The organism is Shewanella sp. 125m-1 (genome assembly GCF_052977065.1).
On sequence record NZ_JBRILT010000015.1, the window covers coordinates 38,942 to 58,201 of the forward strand.

Here is a 19,260-nt window from a genome sequence, read left to right on the forward strand (position 1 = left end):
ATGCAGTGGTTCTGTTTGCTTTAGGCTTACAGTTTTTTAAACAAAAAAACCACTATGTAAAAAATAGCACATGAATTGAAAATTACTTTTTTGCTCTAAGTCATTACGTTCATCCGTGTAAAGTCCGATAAAAATTAAAGGCCAATGATGCGCCTTGAACGACCCTTATCTTTTCATTGTTCTATTGCATTTCGAATACAGTGCAATGAGTTAATACAATTGTTAGTTAAATCAGTATTTAAAAAGGTGATCCGCATCACGAAAGTGGTTTAATTAAAACGAATATCTCACTTTCTTTTCGACGTGAACTTGTCTGCAGCGCGTTAGGCTTAAAGTTATCTAAACAAATAGATGGGGTAACTGCATTGACTATTTGTAAGCTGACTCGTATTGACAGAGTATTGTGCGGAGGTTTTAAAAAAGCCCCTTAGTTGTATAAGGGGCTTTAAATTAATGACTAATCAGATCGAATATGATCAATGAAAATGAATATGGTCAATGCAAGTGAATGCTATCAATGGCTTCAGGTTTTTGCTCTGGGACTGGCAGCGCTAAAGACTGCACATAATTAAGGCCTTTTGCAGTAATACCACCTTGATAATCTCGGCTTCCATCTGCAGTGACGACCGACACCTCACTTGGGTTCCATGCTTCAAAGAAGCTTGAGAGGTCATATCCCGACACCTCTGAGGCACAAGCCATCAGTAAATCACCCTCATTTAAGCGATTAGAGTTTTGCGACGAACACGATTGGTTGTCACTGTTTCTAGCTTCACGGTGCATCATAATTATCATGTTCCAGCCTTCATCTTGGCCATAGTAAGATGGCACTGTTTGGCCATCAAAATAATCTGCAATGTTAAAGTGAGTTTCAGCCCATACTTTTAATTGTGCAAACATCACTAGGCGTGAACCTGCATTACCATGGCTCCATACATGGCCGTGATCTCGGCTGATCAGCATAGGTGCTTTTTGAATATCAGTCTTTACCCGATCCATTTCTCCGTTACCGTTATCTCGATGATTTTGCATGTACAGAGCGAGCAAGTTGTTGGCAACTTCAGTTGCACCTTTGACATTAAACGGCGCAGCAGCCAAGTTATGGCCGACTTCATGCCACAATAACCAGTCATTTTCAGGTTGGGTCGGGATGGTATTGGCATCTCGATTGTAGCTGGTGCTCATTACTGGGTATCCAGAGTGCGCAGCACCAATTGATATTTGCACATCATTAACAAAGCGATGAGAGTGTTCAGGCAATAACTCCCCGGTAAAGCGCATATTGCCCAGGGTGTTATTTCGCGCGTGGAAATCACTGGCTTTTTCAGCAAAATCATTCATACCATCGGCAAATGCTTGAATATTAGTGTCAGTAACATTATTAACCGGGGTTGTGTAAACAAAGTGGCCGCTATTGATTTCTGCAAGTGGCACATCAAGGTTTATTGGATTTTGCCATAGACCATTTTTCCAAAGAGATGCTTCTAATACGCCTGTAAAGCTAAACTCAACTTGATTGTGAGTTTGTGTCGATGCAGGCTTTATATAGATGAGTCCGCCATAAGGGGCAATAATTTCAGTTGTTGCACCTGCTGTATGGGACCAAGACTTTTGCACTCGAGAAGGGCGCTTTAATGCCAGTTCATGTTCATGCTTACCCGTGACATCATCCACAAGAGCCACTGTAATCGTTGCGTCATGATTACCACTGACGGTCACAACGCCTCGCTTAACGGCCCATAACCCGGTGGATTGCATGTTATTTGCCGTACCTACGACAGCATTATTGAACGTTTCAATGTGTACGCTAGCATTGCCGCCACTAGCGCTGGTATTTCCAGGGTAAATAGACGTATCAACACTTATCTCATTGTCCCAATATGAACGGCCAAGCATGATCCTGGTGAGTGGTTTTTCTTGATAGTTTAATGGGTAGCTTGGGTTTAGCTCACCACTATCCGTTAGCATGTGGTAGCTTTTTAGTTTAGCCTCGGTTTCAGTGGCACAGGCATTATCAGGCTGATGCTGGTTTGAGGTGTAACAGTTTAAGAATTCAGTCGCCTTCTTAAAACCTAGCTCATCTTGCACTTCAGCGTTATAGGAGTATTGCTCGTCATTCCACAGCCAGACGGATAAGTTGTCATATGTTTGATTCAACTCATTTAATGATAGACGGGTACCTTGACTGCCTTTACTGCGGTAGTAAATTTCGTGTTGATAGAGTTTTTCAACGTTAGCCCCAAGGTTAGCGGCTTTAACCATAGTATTTACCACATCAGGGCTAATCTCATAACGGGTAAATCGTGGTCTGAAATACGTGCCTCCTGTGGTATAGCCATGCCCTTGACGGGTTTCGATACAGCCTATTTCATAGTCATAACTCGCATCAGTGCACTCTTTGACTTTTGGGAAAGCGGTTTGGATTGTCGCCACGGCAGCCAAACGTTGCTCTTCAGTTTTAACGCTGAAAAATGCGAAGTTATTGCGCTCTTCTCCATTAACATCCTGGGTTTTGTATTGAGCAATGCCGAACTGAGGTTTATCGATAGGCGATGGAAAAGTCACCGTACCGTCAGCGTTAACAACAAACTTTGACATGTCATCAAACTTTTCATAAGTGACTAGTGTGTCTTGTAAGCTCGCACGTGGGTTAGGGCTTGGGGCTTGACAGTAATAGCTTTCACCGCAGTAACCTTGCCTTGTGCGCGCAAGGTTTGCGCCACCTAAAGAGATCCCTGCAGTATCAGCTAGGCGCGCAATGGGCTCAGGGTTTAATTGCTCAATCCCGTCCATGAACAATACATTTCCGCCTGCGTTGATGTACTTAATCAACGCCGTAATATCTGTCGCAGAAAGTAATGGCTTAGTGATGTCGGCAAGTACTTTTACGCTCATGCCATCACCAAATAGGCCGGTTTCATAGGCTTGTAAAATTAAGATTGGCGTAGTCTGTGGCTCAAGTCCGTCATAACTGCCTGAAGCGAGTGACTCAACATTTAATTTGTATGAATCGTCGATAAAGAAATCATACGTTTGGTTAGAGTTAACGTTCGATTTCCAAACCTTATTAATGTTTGAACCGACATTAACTGAAGTATTGCCATGTTGATATTGATGGGCAAACCAAGTGAACATGTTTTTAAAAAATAGCGGCATGCTGCCGTTGTCTTTACCCGCCTCTTCACCACCGGCCCAATAGTTTGACGGATGACTTAAAATGTTTGGGTACATGCTGTTGCCCATAAACACGACATTACCTTGGCCAATTTCACCAGCGGTGACAACGGGCAAGTTATAGGTTGCGGTGTCTTCACCTACGATTTCAGGTCGCTTGAGGAGCACATTAGAGCTCGCATCAATAATTTTAGCGTCAGTCACATAAGGGAAGCCATCGTTACGTTGATAAGCTTGCTCTGACCCAAATGGCAGCCAGTAGTTAACATCGTTGCGAGGCATCAGTACCGGAAACGCAGTATTTGATGTGTTCATTGAACGCATAAAGCGTGCATAACCCACCTCACCATAAAAAGACGAGTTGTCATGAAAAACATGGAACTGGTCAACGTCAGTATAGAGTTGCTGCAAGGTCTTAGTCACATACTGGCTATTGCGTAAAACTGGCGTAGCAAGATGGTTTAACGCTCGCGCCTGATTTAGCTCTGCATCAATGATTTGTGCTAATCCAGTTTCAAACTGCGCGTTAAATTCGTTAGGCACGCGATACTGAGTATCCTCGATTTGCGCGCCGTTAGGTAGATTGAGTTTAATGATTTCATTAATGGCGTTAGGGTATTGTGCAAACACTTGGTGCACATGCTCACCAAAAGAAACGCTGTCACCGTTATCGGTGGCATAACGGGCTATTAATGTATCAATATTTTGTTTAACGATTTCACTATTAGACACATCAGTCAGCTGATATTCAATTTGATTACCTTTTACGGAACCGAAAGTGAAGGTATCTAAACCTAGGGTAATTGACTCGCCCCAAAGGTAAGACATGACTCCGCTTGAGTCGGTGATCCCGCGCGATGATTTGCTGTAGTAATTGACTCCAGCAAGAGGCGTTCCCTGTTTATCAGACAGCACACTTTCTGTGAGAATGCGCCCTTCTTCACTTGGCTTGTAGCTGTAGGCATCTTCAGCGGCCGCTGACACAAAACCCGCATTGATATCTGGTTTGGCGCCTGCAGTGACTTCTGGGGTTAACGTGTTGTCGACATGTGAGCTAGGCGCTTTATCAATTTCATCGGTTTCTTCTGCCGCAGGCGGGTTTAAAAACGCTTCAATTTCTGTACTATTGCCACCTGAAAAAAGGGGAGCGATATCAAAGCTGTCTAGTTCATCTAAACAGATCTCATTAGTGATAGCGGGGCAGGTACTGACTTTTGTCATGACCTTTGCGCCATCGGCAATGCTTATTGCATGAGTCCAGTCATTTTGCATGTCTAATGCCATAGCGTTATGACTGTCACGGCTCCACCCCTCTGGCAAAGGAATGTCTTTATTGAGCAGCTCTATCGAGCCATAAGCGCAACTGACATTATCACCATCTGTAAATGTGAAAATACCAGTGTCACCTAAGGGTTGACCATTACAGCTTACCTGTCCTGATAACCGTTTGCCACTGAGTAATAAGCTACCCTGATATGTCTTTTTAGCCGGGATCAGATCGCTTGGTGGAATACTCGGTACGCTTGGGTCTTTTGAGCTATCGCTGCCGAAACAGCCTGCCAATAGATTGCTGACAACAACAGCAAGTATCAGTTTTTTCATTTTATTTTCCCATAACCAAAAGCAAAGTTGCTTTCTGTAAAATCTATCCATGAATAGGTTTTACAGAAGAGGCCTTACGATGAGTATGAGTGTTACCCGAAGGTTGTTAGGCTTTAAAAGTTGAGTCATTGATTACAGGTTAAGGCGACAGGAAAATATCAAAATTAACTATTTGATTAGTTATTTGATTCGCTATTTAGTTAGCTCGTTGGTGGGGGAGTTGATGGATTCGTTGATTCGCCTGTTGATGAGGTATTGATAAGTAAGGGAATATTTATTATCTCAAAAAAATAGACTGAGCTATAGTTTTTTGTGGCAATTAACTGATTTTATAGGTTAAATTAAATGGCGTTTTTGTTACTGTTTGTGAGGCTAACCCATTGCTTTGGGCAGATGTTTTAAGAAATTAAGCATAAAACAATACGATATATTACTTGTATGTGAGCATCGATGGGGGAGTGGACTGACATTCAGTTAAACAAATGAGCTAAATGTCGAATTTTACGAACAGCTTGAGAATTTCATGACTAATCTATTAATAAGTATTGCTAGAGGGAGGGCTTATAGAAATGAATGTGAAATTAAGACAAGGGATTAAAGTGCTTTTTAAGTCGCTACCTTTTCTAGAGAAGTACCTGCACTTTGCTGTCATGATTGGAGTGTTATTTCAGCTGATTTCTAGTTCACTAATGCATGTACATGGTGACACCCAACTGGATAATATTGCAGATCTTGCATTTATTCATATTTATGCCGGATTGGTGTTGTTTCCCTTAAGCATTATTTTTGCCATAAAAGTTATTATGCGGCGTAAATTACTCGATCTGTATCCGTGGTTTTTTGGACGTTACGAAGGGATTAAAGAAGATATTGAGTGCTTGTTAAAGGGAAGGCTTCCAGAGCCTAAGCCTGCAGGATTAGCTGCAACCATAGAAGGATTAGGGCTGCTCGCTTTGCTGCTTGCTTTAACAACGGGTGGAATGTGGTTTTTAGTCGTTAATATTAGTGGTCCAAGCGAATTACTTCTGTCAGTTCATAAGCTCTGTGTGACATTTATTCAGATTTATTTCTTTGCCCATGGCGCCTTTGCGTTACTGCATCTATTTAAATGGTGGCGTGAATAGCCAAATATTTAAGTTGTCATATGAAAGCCTTATATAAAGCTGTGATATGAACAGCTTTATATAAGTAGATGCCATCGACTCGTTTTTTCGATCAGTTTTGAGAGGTTTCAGCGTAAGCTTTTGTTACTTCTTCGCTAATAATGGCGATGCCAGCCCGCATTTTAGCTTCATCTTGCACATAGTTCATGCGTAAGCACTGATGAGCATGCTCCCAATCTTCCTCTAATCCAAAGAAAAAATACTCGCCGGGGACAATGAGTACACCGCGCGCTTTTAGTCGGCTATACAGCTCCATGGTGGTGATAGGTAACTTATCAAACCAGAGCCAGAGGAACATAGCACCTTCAGGTTTATGAATTTTAAATCGGCTATCGGTAATCGATTGTTGCAATAAGGCGACCGCAAACTCAGACTTTTGTTGATAGAAAGGCTTGATGACGTTTTCGCTCAACTGCAGCAAATCACCAGACTCAATCATATGCTTGGCGATAGCGGGGCCAAATCCACCTGGTGCTAGGCTAATGATGGCATTAAGGTTAGACAGTGCTTGGGTTATCTCTTCGTTCGCTATCACAATGCCACAGCGAACGCCCGGTAGACCAAGCTTAGATAGGCTCATACACAATATGGTGTTGCTGTTCCAAAACGGGGTCACGTCTTCGAAAATAATATTAGGGAAAGGCGTACCATAGGCGTTATCAATGATAAGCGGCACCCCGTTAGCACGCGCTAGTTCATCGAGCTTTGCTACTTCAGCATCAGTGAGTACGTTACCCGTTGGATTCGTTGGACGAGACACGCATATCGCAGCGACAGAGTCGTCGATGGCTAGCTGCTCAAAGTCCACATGGTACTTAAACATGCGGTTTTCTAGCATCTCAATCTCGGGGCGGTAAGAAACAAAAATATCATCATCTAAGCCGGTATCGTTGTAGCCGATGTATTCAGGTGCCAGTGGTAATAAAATTTTCTTATGGCTGCCATCTGTTTGCTTACCTGCCAGCAAATTGAACAGATAGAAGAAGGCGCTTTGGCTGCCATTGGTCAGGCTGATATTCTTTGGGCTGATGTCCCAGCCGTAGGTGTCGTGCAATAACGATGCTAAGGCATTTAAGAAGGTATCTTTTCCTTGAGGGCCATCGTAGTTACCTAATGCCGCGACGAGCTCGCCATTGGCCAGCATATCGGCCGTCGCTTGGTGAAAATAATCTTGCATGGCAGGAATAAAAGCCGGATTACCACCGCCGAGCATAATTGCGCCGGGTGTGCGTAATCCCTCATTAAGATCATCCATTAACTGAGTTATGCCAGAGTATCGATTAAATTTTTCACCAAACGTTGAAAACTGCATGCTATCTAGTACCACTATTGCTTATGTATGCCTGTAGTAACAATACTCAGAATAAAACGCACTCATTTTTTTAATTTTTAGTGACTAATTTGGCATAGGTCATATTTTGCTGAGGAAATCGTAAATTATTTGTGCAATTGCTCGATTAAATTTAAACAAGAGCCCTGTGGGTTGGTGTGTTATTGATACACCGAACTTCACTATTCGCTGCGATCTAGGCCTTATCTGTTAGGTATAGGCTATTGTGCAAATGGTTCAGTTTTCTTACTATTATCAAAACGTACAGCCAAACTGAAACTGTTTAGAAAACTAAGCTGAAAACTAAGCTGAAAACTAAGCTGAAAACTAAGTAGAAAGCTAAACAGAAAATTAACGGAAAGTCTGCACAGACACTCTCCCATATCCTCCTCATTTTTAAACGAGAACGCATGAAATTTATCCATACTTCTGACTGGCATATCGGCAGACAACTTCATAACCAGAGTTTGCTCGATGATCAGCGCTTTGTTTTAAACCAGATTGTCGAACTCGCTAAAACCCATGATGTTGATGCTGTAGTTGTCGCGGGTGATATCTATGACAGATCTATTCCGCCAGCTGCAGCGGTTGCTTTATTGGATGAGGTCGTGAATCGTCTGGTGAATGAGCTTGAGATCCCACTGATTATGATAGCGGGTAACCATGATGGTCACGAACGCTTGGGTTTTGCTTCAAGGCAGATGAACGATAGCGGCCTGCATATTGTCGGCCCGCTAACTCAAGAAATTAGGCCCATAGAGCTTAAAGGTAAGCAGGGAAATGCCATGTTTTATGGTCTGCCTTATGCCGATCCGGCCACTGTTCGTCATGTGTTTGAGTGTGAAGTGAGTACTCATGAAGAGGCGATGGTGAAACTGCTTGAGCAGGTGCAGGAACACGATAGCCAAGGACTGCCCAAAGTCGTGATTAGTCACTGCTTTCTCGATGGTGGCAATGAGTCTGAGTCTGAACGTCCACTGAGCATTGGCGGCGCCGATAAAGTCTCGCCAAAGCTGTTTAATGACTTTAATTACACTGCTCTGGGGCATCTACATGGGCCGCAATATAAAGGTGCTGAACATGTCAGGTATTCGGGCTCAATGCTTAAGTACTCATTCAGTGAGCAGCATCAAAATAAATCGGTCACCTTGGTTGAATTAGATTCAGATGGCAAAGCTCGCTTTGAGTTATTGCCGCTATCGGCCATGCGAGATGTGCGAATTATCGAAGGCTTATTGCAAGACTTATTAGAGCAAGGCAAAACCGATGTGAATCGTGACGATTATTTGATGGTGAGACTGAGTGATAAAACCGCCATTTTAGATGCCATGGGTAAACTCAGAAGTGTGTACCCGAATGTACTGCACCTAGAGCGTACCGGCTTAATGAGCGATAGCAGCAAGGTTGAGCTAAGCCGAGATCATATTAAGAAGGGCGAATTAGACATGTTTACCGACTTTTTTACTCAAGTGTCAGGTGAACCAATGACCGAGGCGCAAAAGCTGGCAATGACCAGTGCAATCGATGAGTTACATAAAATGGAGCGTACCTCATGAGACCTCTTACTTTAGAAATGTCAGCGTTCGGCCCCTTTGCGTCGACTCAAGTGACCGACTTTTCCGCATTAGGTTCTAACCCGTTATTTTTAATCAATGGTCCAACGGGGGCGGGCAAAACCACGCTTTTAGATGCAATCTGCTTTGCGCTATATGGCAAGACCACAGGCGATGAGCGCGAGGGCAGCCAGATGCGCTGTGACCTAGCAGCAGATAGCCTGTTGACCGAAGTCACCTTTAGTTTTGCTTTGGGCGATAAACAGTACCGCATCCGCCGTGTGCCAGAGCAGCAACGGGCTAAAAAGAGTGGCGACGGATACACGGTGCAAAAGCCAGAAGCTCAGCTGTACCGCATCGATAGCGATGGTAGTGAACATTTGCTGGTGGCGAGTAAAGTATCAGAGGCCACCGCTGAAATAGAAAGCCTTACCGGCCTTGATGCCGATCAGTTCCGTCAGGTGATGGTGTTGCCACAAGGCAAGTTTCGCGAACTGTTAATGGCAGACTCTAAAGACAGAGAGAAGATTTTTAGCCAGCTCTTTCAAACACAGATTTATCGTAAAATTGAAGACAAATTAAAGTTTCAGGCTGCAGCAATTAAAACTGAAGTGCGAGATCACCGTAACAAACGTGATGGCATGCTGCACAATATCGAACTTGAGTCCGATGACGCGCTAAATGATGAACTGCTGACACTCGAGCCACAGCTTGCTCAAGCATTAGTGCTTAAAGAGCAGAGCCAGCTTGCGCTGATTAACGCCAATAAGCAGTTTGAGTCGGCTAAATTATTGGTTAATGATTTTGATGTACTGGATAAACTAAAACAAACAGCAGCCTTACTCGATGAACAAAAGCCCGCTATTGAGCAAGATAAAGTAAGGCTTGAGAGCGGCCAAAAAGCACAGCAAATCAAACCTGTGTTAGATGTGTCACTTGCCCGCGACGTCGAGGTGACACAGGCACAAGCTGCAGTCACAAAGGCACAATCTGCCAAGCTGCAAAGTGAACAGGCGCTTAGTTTAAGTCACACCCAATTTGCCGCGTTACCCGAGCTGGAGGACCAGCTGCAGCAAGCTCAGAATGAGCAGCAAAAATTAACTCAGTTGGTGCCTCAACTTCAAGGGCTAGACCATCTGCAAAAAAGCTTCAATCAAGCAAGTCTCGAGCGGGATCAAGCCAAACAGAAGGGCATTAAAGAGAAGAGCCTTTTAGATGCGCTGGAAGCACAAAAGCAGCTTGCAGAGCAACAGCTTCCCCAATTAGAGCTCGCTGCTAGCGAGCAAGTGAATGCTCAACAAGCCGTAAGTAGTCAAAGTGACTTGATTGAGCGTTACCTGCAGTGGCAACAGGCTAACATTGAGGCTGGCAACACAGCACAGGCGTTAACACTCGCCAAAGAGAAGGGCGGACAGCTTCGCTCGCACTTTGTCGAAGCGCAAACTCAGCATCGACAGTTGCAGCTCGTTTGGCACCGCGGCCAAGCAGCAAGTTTAGCCTTGCAGTTAACCCCGGGGCAGCCGTGTCCAGTATGTGGCAGCGCCGAGCACCCACATCCTGCCCAAAGTGCAGAGCAATTGCCAACAGAGGAGGAGCTACAACAGGCTCTGCAACGTGAGGAATCGGCAAATGAGGCGCTTAATCAAGCGAGAGCTGAATATTCCGGCTTAAACACTAAGCATCAAGAGCAGTTGAAGCAGCTAGCTGAATTACAGCAAAGAATGGGTGAAAGCAGTAATCAATCACTCGAAGCGCTGCAGTTACACTTGCAGCAGTTACAGCAGCAGTTAAATCAAGCCAATAGCTCTGCTCAGCAATTAGCTCAACTGAGACAACAAATACAGGACTGGCAAACAAGGCTGAGGGAGTTACAAGCCCAACTCGATGCTGAGCGAGAGCGCTTTTCTGAACTACAGAGTTCCGTTTCAGGCCTGCACGGACAGCTTGAACAAGCATCCGCTGCCATTCCTGAGCAATATCGCAGTTTAGATGCACTCAATGAGGCGATTGACCACGTTCAGTCGCAGGTGACGACGCTACAACAAAACATCAATGCAGTCCGTCAGTCTCATACTCAAGCGTTAGAGCATGATGCCGCTCAAACTGCTGCTTTAGCCGGGGCTCAAACTAATGTGGCTCAGGCAAGGGAGCAAGGTGACAAGGCGTTATCTGCGTTAAATGAGCAACTGTCGATGTCAGGCTTTAGTGATCAACAGGGGCTCATTCAGGCCTTGTTATCTCCTGGTGCACTTAAAGAGATAGCCGATACTCTCAGTACATATCAGCAAGACTGTATAGCTAATCAAACGACACTGAGCCAATTGAGTGACCGGTTATCACAGCAGATTAAACCAGAGCTTGGAGATGTTGAGACCAGTTTGGCTAGCATTCAAGCTGAGCAGCAAGCGGCGGAAGCAAACTGGCAAAACGTGCAGAGTAGGGTAACGCAACTCAAACAAACCCAAAAGCAGCTTAAAGATGCCGATGCCAAAGCTAAGAAGCTTGAAGATGAGTACGCGGTGATCGGTACCTTATCCGAAGTGGCCAATGGTCAAACGGGCAATAAAATTAGCTTACAACGTTTCGTTCTAAGCGTGCTGCTTGATGATGTGTTGCTTGAGGCGAGTCATCGTCTACAGCTGATGAGTAAAGGACGCTATCGATTGCTGCGTAAAGAGGATCGCGCCAAGGGCAATAAGGCGTCAGGACTCGAACTTGAAGTCGAAGATGCCTATACCTCAAAAGTTCGCTCTGTGGCGACCTTAAGTGGTGGTGAGAGCTTTATGGCGGCTTTGTCTATGGCACTAGGCCTGTCCGATGTTGTACAGGCTTACGCTGGTGGCATAAAACTCGATACGTTATTTATCGACGAAGGCTTTGGTAGTTTAGATCAAGACTCGCTTGATCTTGCTATTCGGACCTTGATGGATTTGCAATCATCGGGCCGCATGATAGGGGTGATCTCTCATGTGTCTGAGATGAAGGAGCAGATAGCGACGCGTATCGATATCAACAAGACTGCTATCGGCAGTGAAGTGAGCATAGTACTGCCTTAATTCACAAGTTATAGCTCTTCTAGAGCGAAGTGGCGTAATCCTGTTGTGTCGGTATGTTTATTGAACAAATACAAGAGGCTTACCACGCTCAGTTTGTAACTTATCATGGTGTAGTCATCAATTTGTGCGGTTGAACAGTTTGTAAATTGAATTATTTTTGATATAACTTGGCATCAAACCTCGTTTTGAAGGGGTTTTTGGGGCAAATAGATAATCATAATAATGAAAGTTGAGGCACAGGTTGCGCGCAAGTAAATTTTCTTTTTCAAATATGTCTAAAAACCGTTTCTCGGGGCTATCTGTTTTACATCGGAAAGTCCTTTTAGGTTCGGTATTGGTGATTGGCGCTGCCACATTAATACCAAGCAATCATGAGCTATTGCCTCAGCGCATTCCGGTTCAGCTCGATATCGAGTCGATTCTTTCTCAAAACGTGGCTCTGCCTAGTAGCGAGTTGTTAGAACCAGCACCGGCATTCCAAAAAGAGATCGTTAAAGGCGATACACTAAGTGGCTTGTTTGAGCAGGGCGGCGTGGATCAACAAACCATGTACCGTGTACTAGAAGCGGACTTAAATGTATTGGCGTTAGATACGTTAATGCCTGGTAACAACATTCAGTTTTGGTTAAATGACGCCGGTGAACTGCAAAAACTAAGTCTTTATTTTAATGCCGCGAGGCAGGTGATTTTTACCCGTTTCGATGACGGTTCATTTAACGTTGACGAAATTAATATCGAAGGTATTTGGCGAGATCGCGCCATCTCAGGCCAGATCCATGGCTCATTTTATGTTTCAGCCAAAAAAATGGGACTCAATGCCGCAGAGATCCAACGTGTCGAATCCTTGCTAAAAGAGAAGCTCAACTTCGCCCGCGATCTTCGCGCTGGTGATAAGTTCTCAGTATTGATGAACGATCAGTTTATCGACGGAGAAGCGACGGGTAATAGCCATGTTTTGGGGGTGACCATCGATAGAGGCTCTAGCAGTATTAATGCCTATCAGCATACCGACGGTAACTTTTATGATGAACAAGGCCAAAGTTTAGCGCGTGCATTTCAGCGTATTCCTCTGGCTAAAAATTATCGTATAAGTTCTCGATTCAACCCTCATCGTCACCACCCAGTCACGGGCAGAAATTCACCACACAACGGGACTGATTTTGCGCTACCCATAGGGACTAAAATCGTCGCACCAGGAGATGGCATTGTATCTTTGGTTACCGATCATCGATTTGCAGGTAAATACGTGGTGATAGACCACGGCAATAAGTACCGTACCCGCTATTTACACTTATCAAAGGCACTGGTGCATAAAGGTCAGCGCGTGTCACGGGGCCAGGTTATCGCACTATCAGGGAATACAGGGCGAGTAACCGGCCCGCATTTGCATTACGAGTTCCATATCAATGGTCGTCCGGTGGACTCAATGAAAGCTAAGATCCCGATGGCAAGCAAACTGTCTTCTAAAGAGATGAGCGAATTTAGCCATATTGTGAATATAAGAAAGATGATGATGGGTATTGCTTAAACTCAACCCGTGTCAGATTAAGCCCTGTAAAGTAAGCTTCTAAAACTAAAACTAAAACTAAAAGTAAAACTAAAACTATAAAAGCCATCTTAGGATGGCTTTTATAGTTTTAAGTCTAAGCTAAAGCATTTTGGGTGAAAGCTATTCACCACGGCGAATATGGCGAAGCCATGTGCTAATAAGCGAGAGCTAGGGATAGCGAACTGGCCGTTAAACACGGATGTTATTGGGACACCGAGGCCACAAAGAAAGGCTAACGCTCAAGCCATTGGAGTCCGTTATCTCTACCTTCGTGTTCTTCGTGTAAGCGCAGCGTTTCGTGGTGTAGATATATCCATTTTTTCGCAGTCATTACTCAGTAGTCATTTAAGCTTGAGACTGAGGCACATTGCTGTGCTGTTTTTCAAAATACTTTTGCATTACCACTGATTGCAGCGCCCCAAATGCACTCGACGTCGCCCAGTATAAGCCCAAGGCTGAAGGAGCTGTAACCAAAACAGCAACACTGACCATTGCCGGGATAAGCAAAAACAAAGTATTCGCTTGTTCTGCACTGCCAGGCATCATAAGCATAGATAAATAGGTTAATGCTCCTACAAGCATTGCTAATGCGATATCTGGCTTAGCGATATTAGAAATCCATGCGAATTTACTGCTAAAAATAGCCTTTTGAAGTACCTGAAACATCCCAAATCCGAATATAGCTTGGCTGGAAACATTAGCGACAAGGGTTTTGCTAACAAATTTTATATCGTGCTTTCGATATAGCGCCATTGTTTGTTTCGCCATTTCGTCTGGCTTATCTTTATAAACCGACTTTAGCTTATCTAACTCAGGCTTTATTGCTGCCATCATCTTTTTATTTTTATAGCTATTAATCATTGCAGAACAACTGAGTGGACTGAATAGTAAACGCACGACAAGCGTAAGCAGAATGATTGCAACACCTTGGCTTACGCCTACCTCCGTTGTTAGAAAGCCAATTGCCTGTACTAGCAAGTCGCTAAAATTTGTCCAAAGTTCCATGATATCCCTCTATCCCTAGTTGACTGTATTTTATACTAGAGGGTTTGGACATATTATGTCAATGGCGTTAATTAAATTATCAGGGTCATTAGTGCCTAAGCTCACCATAGTTCCATCGTTAAGCTTTAATTCGATGGCAGTTAGACCTGAAACATTGTACAACCAACCCGTTGAAATTAAACGGATACCAAATCCGTAATACCATTTAGTCTTTATTTTTCTTACCGATGCTATCTCTGAAAGCTCTAACGACTTTTGCCAAAACTTTGGACCAAAAAACCAATAGATTCTGGCCCCATCAACTTTTATCGTCAAAGATGAGAAAAGAAGGGCTGTGACACCAACAATGATAAATGCAAACCAGATTGATTCCTCTGGTTTACTATATGATGCAAATATTAATACTCCTGTTACTAACCCCATAATAGTGAGTATTGTAGACCCTAACTGTGTATTCTTATAAATCACACTGAACTCCTTTAGCTGATAACGTCCCTCTAAATAAGTGAACCAATTGCTGGTGCAGCAAATGGTATGACAGCCTTGGTAAATCTGAATTTAGCAGCTTGGTATATTTATTGTCGACCAATAATTATTGGTGCTAAAAAAGACACAAAGAAAGTTAACAGCTCGTAGTAAGCTCACATGTCACTACTTCTGTGGGGCGTTATGAAGCCCCCTTTGACCGCTCTGCGCATTAACCCACTCATTTGTTGGTGAGCACAAACGTTATGAATAGAGCTCTAACTCGTTAGTGGACAAAAGCTTGCCAGTGCTTCTTCTTACTTAGCAACCCATGGATTACCTAGGGTATTGCAAAACTCTAATCTGGTGGCCAAATTTACTCATCCACTACAGGTTTTAAATTTTATGTATATAATTAAACCAGTATAAAATATAAAACAAGGATTCTCCATGCGTAAATTTAGTATTTCTACGTCAATAATTATTAGTACTTTAATGCTAGCAGGGTGTGCTACTACGTCTGAAACTATGAAAGCTGAGGGTTATCCTGCATCATATGCTGATGGCTTTGAAGATGGTTGTCATAGTGGAAGTAAAGCTGGTGGGAGTTATTTTGATCAGTTTAAGAAGGATGTTAAACGTTTTAATTCAGATAAAGAATATGCTCAAGGTTGGAGCGATTCATATAGACAGTGTGAAACACAACAAGAAGCTTTAGATCGTCAAACAAGAATGAACATTGAATGGCAAAAAATGGATAATGACCGTAAAAGTGATTTAAATCATACTGCTTTAGATGCTGTAAAGAATGTTGATACTTCGAATATGAAATATTTGAAAAAGAAATAAACGTTTCATTTATTACTATAATATTCCTTGAAATCATTTCGCTTCATAACAGATAAATTTACCTGTTAACTCAGTACAGACGTTGATGTATTGAGTTGAACAATTTAAAGCATCATTCTATTTGGATGAAAAAACATAGCGACTTGACCCATTTGCTATTTTATAAAATAATTCTAACCTACTATTTATTATAAACTGGATGTTAATCATGTATAAAAGTAAAAAAAGTATTGTTGCTCTTTTAGTAACTACCTCTCTACTAATGGCTTCAGGATGTTCAAGCAACTCAAACCATGAAAATTCAAATTCAAATTCAAAAAGTCATCATTCCATGAAGCATGGAATAAAGCACGGTAAACTGAGTGTATCTTCTATCCCTAAATCTACCCATATTCATATTCATCTTTTCAGTACAAATCAAATAAATTTTGACTCCGATACCGCGCGTACTATGGCGAAATCGGCACCACATCTGTTAGCCGCTGATATAGTTTACACCTTGCGTAATGCTGGTTTTACCAACGTTACATTAGATGAAACGAAAGGCGCAGCAGCGGAAAATTCCATGAGTCTTGTCGGCTCTTTCACTAAATTGAATCCAGGTAGTCAGAATTTACGTTTATGGATAGGATTTGGCGCAGGCGAGAGTGAAGTATGTGTCGAAGGAAAACTAAAAGATACCCAAGGTAAAGTAGTCGGTACTTTATCTCATTGTGAAAATGGCATAGGCTGGGGAGGAAGTAAGGCACAGGTAGAAGTTGAAGCTAGAACTATGGGTGAAAAAATAGGTACTTTTGTCAGCGGCATTGCAAAATAGCCAATAAGGTTTTTAAAATAATAAAATTGTCTCAATTAGGAATAATATGAAAAACGTCATTTTAATTTCTACAGCATTATCCGCTTTATGTGGATGTGCCGTTGAACCAGATAAAGTTGGTGTTAATATCGTTGGAGCAACATATGAAAGTACCGTTAAGCATTTGGACGATGATAAATATTAGATTGAAGTTGAAGCCGCTCCCTTAGCTGGTCGGATTGGGGGAGCATTGAAAGTTGCTAAAACGGACGCCGAAAATTTTTGTAAGAAGAAAGAAAAAAAATTACAAATATTAGAAGAGACAACTGAATCTCATTTAATTGTAAATGGTGTAGCTAAATTAACATTTAAATGTATTTAACCTCTTTTTTATGTTCAGTGAAGATTGGTTACCTGCTCCTTTATTGCGTTCAGAATCGTTAGGGAATATTCACCCTGAAGTGGCATAGTTATTCTGGCCTGTGCTTTGTATGTTTTCAAGTAAACAAACTGTGGCATGTATTAGATCTAATTATGCTTATAACAATAGATTGAAACTCGTTTTGGGGCAAAAGCGTGTTTCAAGTTGGCCTAGTCAATGCCCGGAAATGGCACAGAATCACGGCCTTTAGCAACTAAATCTCTACTATGTTCTACCCCTGATAGTGATAGAATCTCCGCATCAGAATTACCGAGAAACTCTATGTATATCCATCATGTTAACGGCATCGACTGGCTAGTGATTACAGCTTTTGAAGAACTGAAAACTTTATTTATCGAAGAAGCCGGTACGCTCCCCTTTTGCTTCTCTACCGCCAGCGAATTGAACCTGATTGATCAAGCCAAGCGCACTTATGGATATTTGCCTACACTTAGCGGCGTAATCACCGATACCGGCACCTTTCAAAGCCAGGATAACGAAGAAGATTTGAACCCACAGCTTGCCTGCCTAGTTGAGGGGCGTGGTCGGGTATTTATCTATCACGGCGGCGTTGTGGCTTTTGTGGATGACGAGCAAACCTTTATTACCCAAATGGACTGAAAATGATTCAGTAAGTTGAAATCGGCGAATTGGCATCCCTAGCCGGTCATCCGCAAGCGTTTCGCCTTTTAACAGGGGGCAGGATCCTAGCTTCAATAAGAAAAGCAATGTTGCGGTTAACTGGTGAGCTGTATCCCTAGCAAGCAAAGTGGCATTTCCGTGTTAGACAACAAACCGCTATACGGCCCAAATGAAGGCACCAATTATCCGTGTAGATACAGCTGCGGGCTTCGATGACAGGGTGAGAGATAACGAAGTTATCAAGCTTTCGAACGAGAGGCTGGATGCCGAACTGGCCTTTAAACATGGATGTTGTTTGTCATCGCAGAGCGTACAGGGATTGTACTTGTAGCGAGCCTCAGCAGTATCTGCACATAAGGTCGTTCCTTCACATCTGACCCATAGGGATATGGGAAATGTCATTATGATGTAGGGAACATCATTGACCATGCGATCACGAGATTCGGACGTCCTGTCCAGCGCCCGCTGCAGGCGATTGATAACCGCTAAATTACCTGTTCAAAGGAGCTACTTAGTAACGCCAACACAAAAATGTAATCAGCCTTCATTCGAAGGGCATATCTAGGCTTGCTTACGTTGCTGGACTTTAATCGCACATAAGCAGGCTTTGCCGCGAAGTGCAGGACAACTTTTACAGGGCTTGCTCTTATGGGGGCGATACAAGTGTGCTTGAGTAACAGCTTGCTGGTGGGTATTTAGCTTGGGCAGCATGGACGCAATAAGCAATTCATCATTGGCTGGCGTGAGCTTAGTGTAAACGGCGAATTTGCTAATACTTGTTTCAATGCGCTTAAGTTTTAGCTGGTACTTGATGATTTTTAAGCGTGCTTTACAAAGCTTTGCGGCACGTTTTTTTAGCGAGATCTCGCTGTCTTTAAGCTTTGAGTAATGGCTGAGCTTTAGCTGATATTTAGCCAGTTTTCGGCGACATTTCTGCTGTTTGTTGATTAAATCATCACTCATTCTCGTCTCTCATCACGGTTCGCCAAACTATTAGAAATGTTTAAGCACTTGATTAACTAGAGTGTAATTGAATTCTGGTTAAATGAAAATCATTATCGTTAACGATTTTCATTTAGTTTCACGCTATGTGGATGTGTGCCATTAAGTGTAGGGGTTTTGCTTCGCGTCGATTAAGGTGAGTAGCAATCTTAGTTCAAACTCAAGTTGGTGATAGTCGCCGTCCATATGGCAGCAAAGCTGATAAAAGGCTTTGTTATGATCTTTCTCTTTTAAATGGGCAAGCTCATGTACAACAACCATTCGCAGTAAGCCTTCTGGTACTTTTTTAAGCCGAGAAGAGATGCGAATTTCATTCTTAGCTTTTATTTTTGCCCCTTGTTTACGAGCGACGTAAGAATGTAATCCTAGGGCTTGATGACTTAGGGAGATTTTATCATCGAAGATAACTTTCGATAAGGGCTGAGATTTACGCAGATATTGGTTCTTAATCGCAATAGTATAGTCATACAGGGCTTTGTCAGTGCGTACCGAGTGGATCGCTGGATGACGTTTAAGGAGGAACTCACCGAGTTTATCTTGAGCAAGTAATTGGCCTACTTGAGCTTGGATTTCGCTTGAGTAACCTGCGAGGTAAGTTAGTTTTTGCATGCTTTACTTATATTCGAGGACGAGACTGTGGAGATAAAAAAAAG

General features: G+C 42.9%; 14 protein-coding genes. 8 read left to right on the forward strand and 6 right to left on the reverse strand.

The window, feature by feature from the left end; genetic code table 11:
* Positions 1 to 495 precede the first annotated feature (495 nt).
* A complete protein-coding gene (locus ACVBIK_RS09000) occupies positions 496 to 4,776 on the reverse strand; it encodes an SslE/AcfD family lipoprotein zinc metalloprotease (protein ID WP_447169508.1) in 4,281 nt (1,426 codons plus the stop codon).
* Positions 4,777 to 5,345: 569 nt separating this feature from the next.
* On the opposite strand from ACVBIK_RS09000, the gene ACVBIK_RS09005 reads away from it, so the two are divergent.
* On the forward strand, positions 5,346 to 5,900 hold the full coding sequence (locus ACVBIK_RS09005) for a cytochrome b/b6 domain-containing protein (RefSeq protein ID WP_447169509.1): 555 nt from the start codon (positions 5,346 to 5,348) through the stop codon (positions 5,898 to 5,900).
* Positions 5,901 to 5,991: 91 nt separating this feature from the next.
* On the opposite strand, the gene ACVBIK_RS09010 is transcribed toward ACVBIK_RS09005, so the two are convergent.
* On the reverse strand, positions 5,992 to 7,251 hold the full coding sequence (locus ACVBIK_RS09010) for a valine--pyruvate transaminase (RefSeq protein WP_447169510.1): 1,260 nt from the start codon (positions 7,249 to 7,251) through the stop codon (positions 5,992 to 5,994).
* 428 nt (positions 7,252 to 7,679) lie between these two features.
* Between ACVBIK_RS09010 and ACVBIK_RS09015 the strand changes: the two genes are divergently transcribed.
* The 3 genes from ACVBIK_RS09015 to ACVBIK_RS09025 all read left to right on the forward strand — a co-directional run bounded on the left by ACVBIK_RS09015 (position 7,680) and on the right by ACVBIK_RS09025 (position 13,406).
* Positions 7,680 to 8,825, forward strand: a complete 1,146-nt coding sequence (locus ACVBIK_RS09015) for an exonuclease SbcCD subunit D (protein ID WP_447169511.1) — start codon at positions 7,680 to 7,682, stop codon at positions 8,823 to 8,825.
* Entirely contained in the window at positions 8,822 to 11,878 is a 3,057-nt protein-coding gene (locus ACVBIK_RS09020; RefSeq protein ID WP_447169512.1) for an AAA family ATPase, read from the forward strand. The genes ACVBIK_RS09015 and ACVBIK_RS09020 overlap by 4 nt, the downstream gene beginning before the upstream one ends.
* A 241-nt stretch (positions 11,879 to 12,119) precedes the next feature.
* Positions 12,120 to 13,406 (forward strand): peptidoglycan DD-metalloendopeptidase family protein, encoded by a 1,287-nt coding sequence (locus ACVBIK_RS09025; RefSeq protein ID WP_447164096.1) that lies wholly within the window; start codon positions 12,120 to 12,122, stop codon positions 13,404 to 13,406.
* Between the two features lie 366 nt (positions 13,407 to 13,772).
* On the opposite strand, the gene ACVBIK_RS09030 is transcribed toward ACVBIK_RS09025, so the two are convergent.
* Positions 13,773 to 14,432 carry a YidC/Oxa1 family membrane protein insertase gene (locus tag ACVBIK_RS09030; protein ID WP_447169513.1) on the reverse strand — a complete coding sequence of 220 codons (660 nt, stop codon included), beginning with the start codon at positions 14,430 to 14,432 and terminating at the stop codon, positions 13,773 to 13,775.
* A 30-nt stretch (positions 14,433 to 14,462) separates the two neighbouring features.
* Complete coding sequence (locus ACVBIK_RS09035) at positions 14,463 to 14,900, reverse strand: hypothetical protein (protein ID WP_447161260.1); 438 nt, start codon at positions 14,898 to 14,900, stop codon at positions 14,463 to 14,465.
* A 447-nt stretch (positions 14,901 to 15,347) separates the two neighbouring features.
* Between ACVBIK_RS09035 and ACVBIK_RS09040 the strand changes: the two genes are divergently transcribed.
* The 4 genes from ACVBIK_RS09040 (at position 15,348) to ACVBIK_RS09055 (ending at position 17,584) form a co-directional block, all read left to right on the forward strand.
* Positions 15,348 to 15,746, forward strand: coding sequence for a hypothetical protein (locus ACVBIK_RS09040; RefSeq protein ID WP_447160556.1), 399 nt, complete (start codon positions 15,348 to 15,350; stop codon positions 15,744 to 15,746).
* Between the two features lie 208 nt (positions 15,747 to 15,954).
* Entirely contained in the window at positions 15,955 to 16,563 is a 609-nt protein-coding gene (locus tag ACVBIK_RS09045) for a DUF4410 domain-containing protein (RefSeq protein WP_447169514.1), read from the forward strand.
* A gap of 46 nt (positions 16,564 to 16,609) precedes the next feature.
* Complete coding sequence (locus tag ACVBIK_RS09050; protein WP_447169515.1) at positions 16,610 to 16,747, forward strand: hypothetical protein; 138 nt, start codon at positions 16,610 to 16,612, stop codon at positions 16,745 to 16,747.
* Positions 16,748 to 17,245: 498 nt separating this feature from the next.
* On the forward strand, positions 17,246 to 17,584 hold the full coding sequence (locus ACVBIK_RS09055; RefSeq protein WP_447161267.1) for a cytosolic protein: 339 nt from the start codon (positions 17,246 to 17,248) through the stop codon (positions 17,582 to 17,584).
* Positions 17,585 to 18,166: 582 nt separating this feature from the next.
* Here ACVBIK_RS09055 and ACVBIK_RS09060 read toward each other — a convergent pair.
* Positions 18,167 to 18,568, reverse strand: a complete 402-nt coding sequence (locus ACVBIK_RS09060; protein ID WP_447169516.1) for a hypothetical protein — start codon at positions 18,566 to 18,568, stop codon at positions 18,167 to 18,169.
* Positions 18,569 to 18,709: 141 nt separating this feature from the next.
* Positions 18,710 to 19,216 carry a M48 metallopeptidase family protein gene (locus ACVBIK_RS09065; protein WP_447161269.1) on the reverse strand — a complete coding sequence of 169 codons (507 nt, stop codon included), beginning with the start codon at positions 19,214 to 19,216 and terminating at the stop codon, positions 18,710 to 18,712.
* Positions 19,217 to 19,260: the final 44 nt, after the last annotated feature.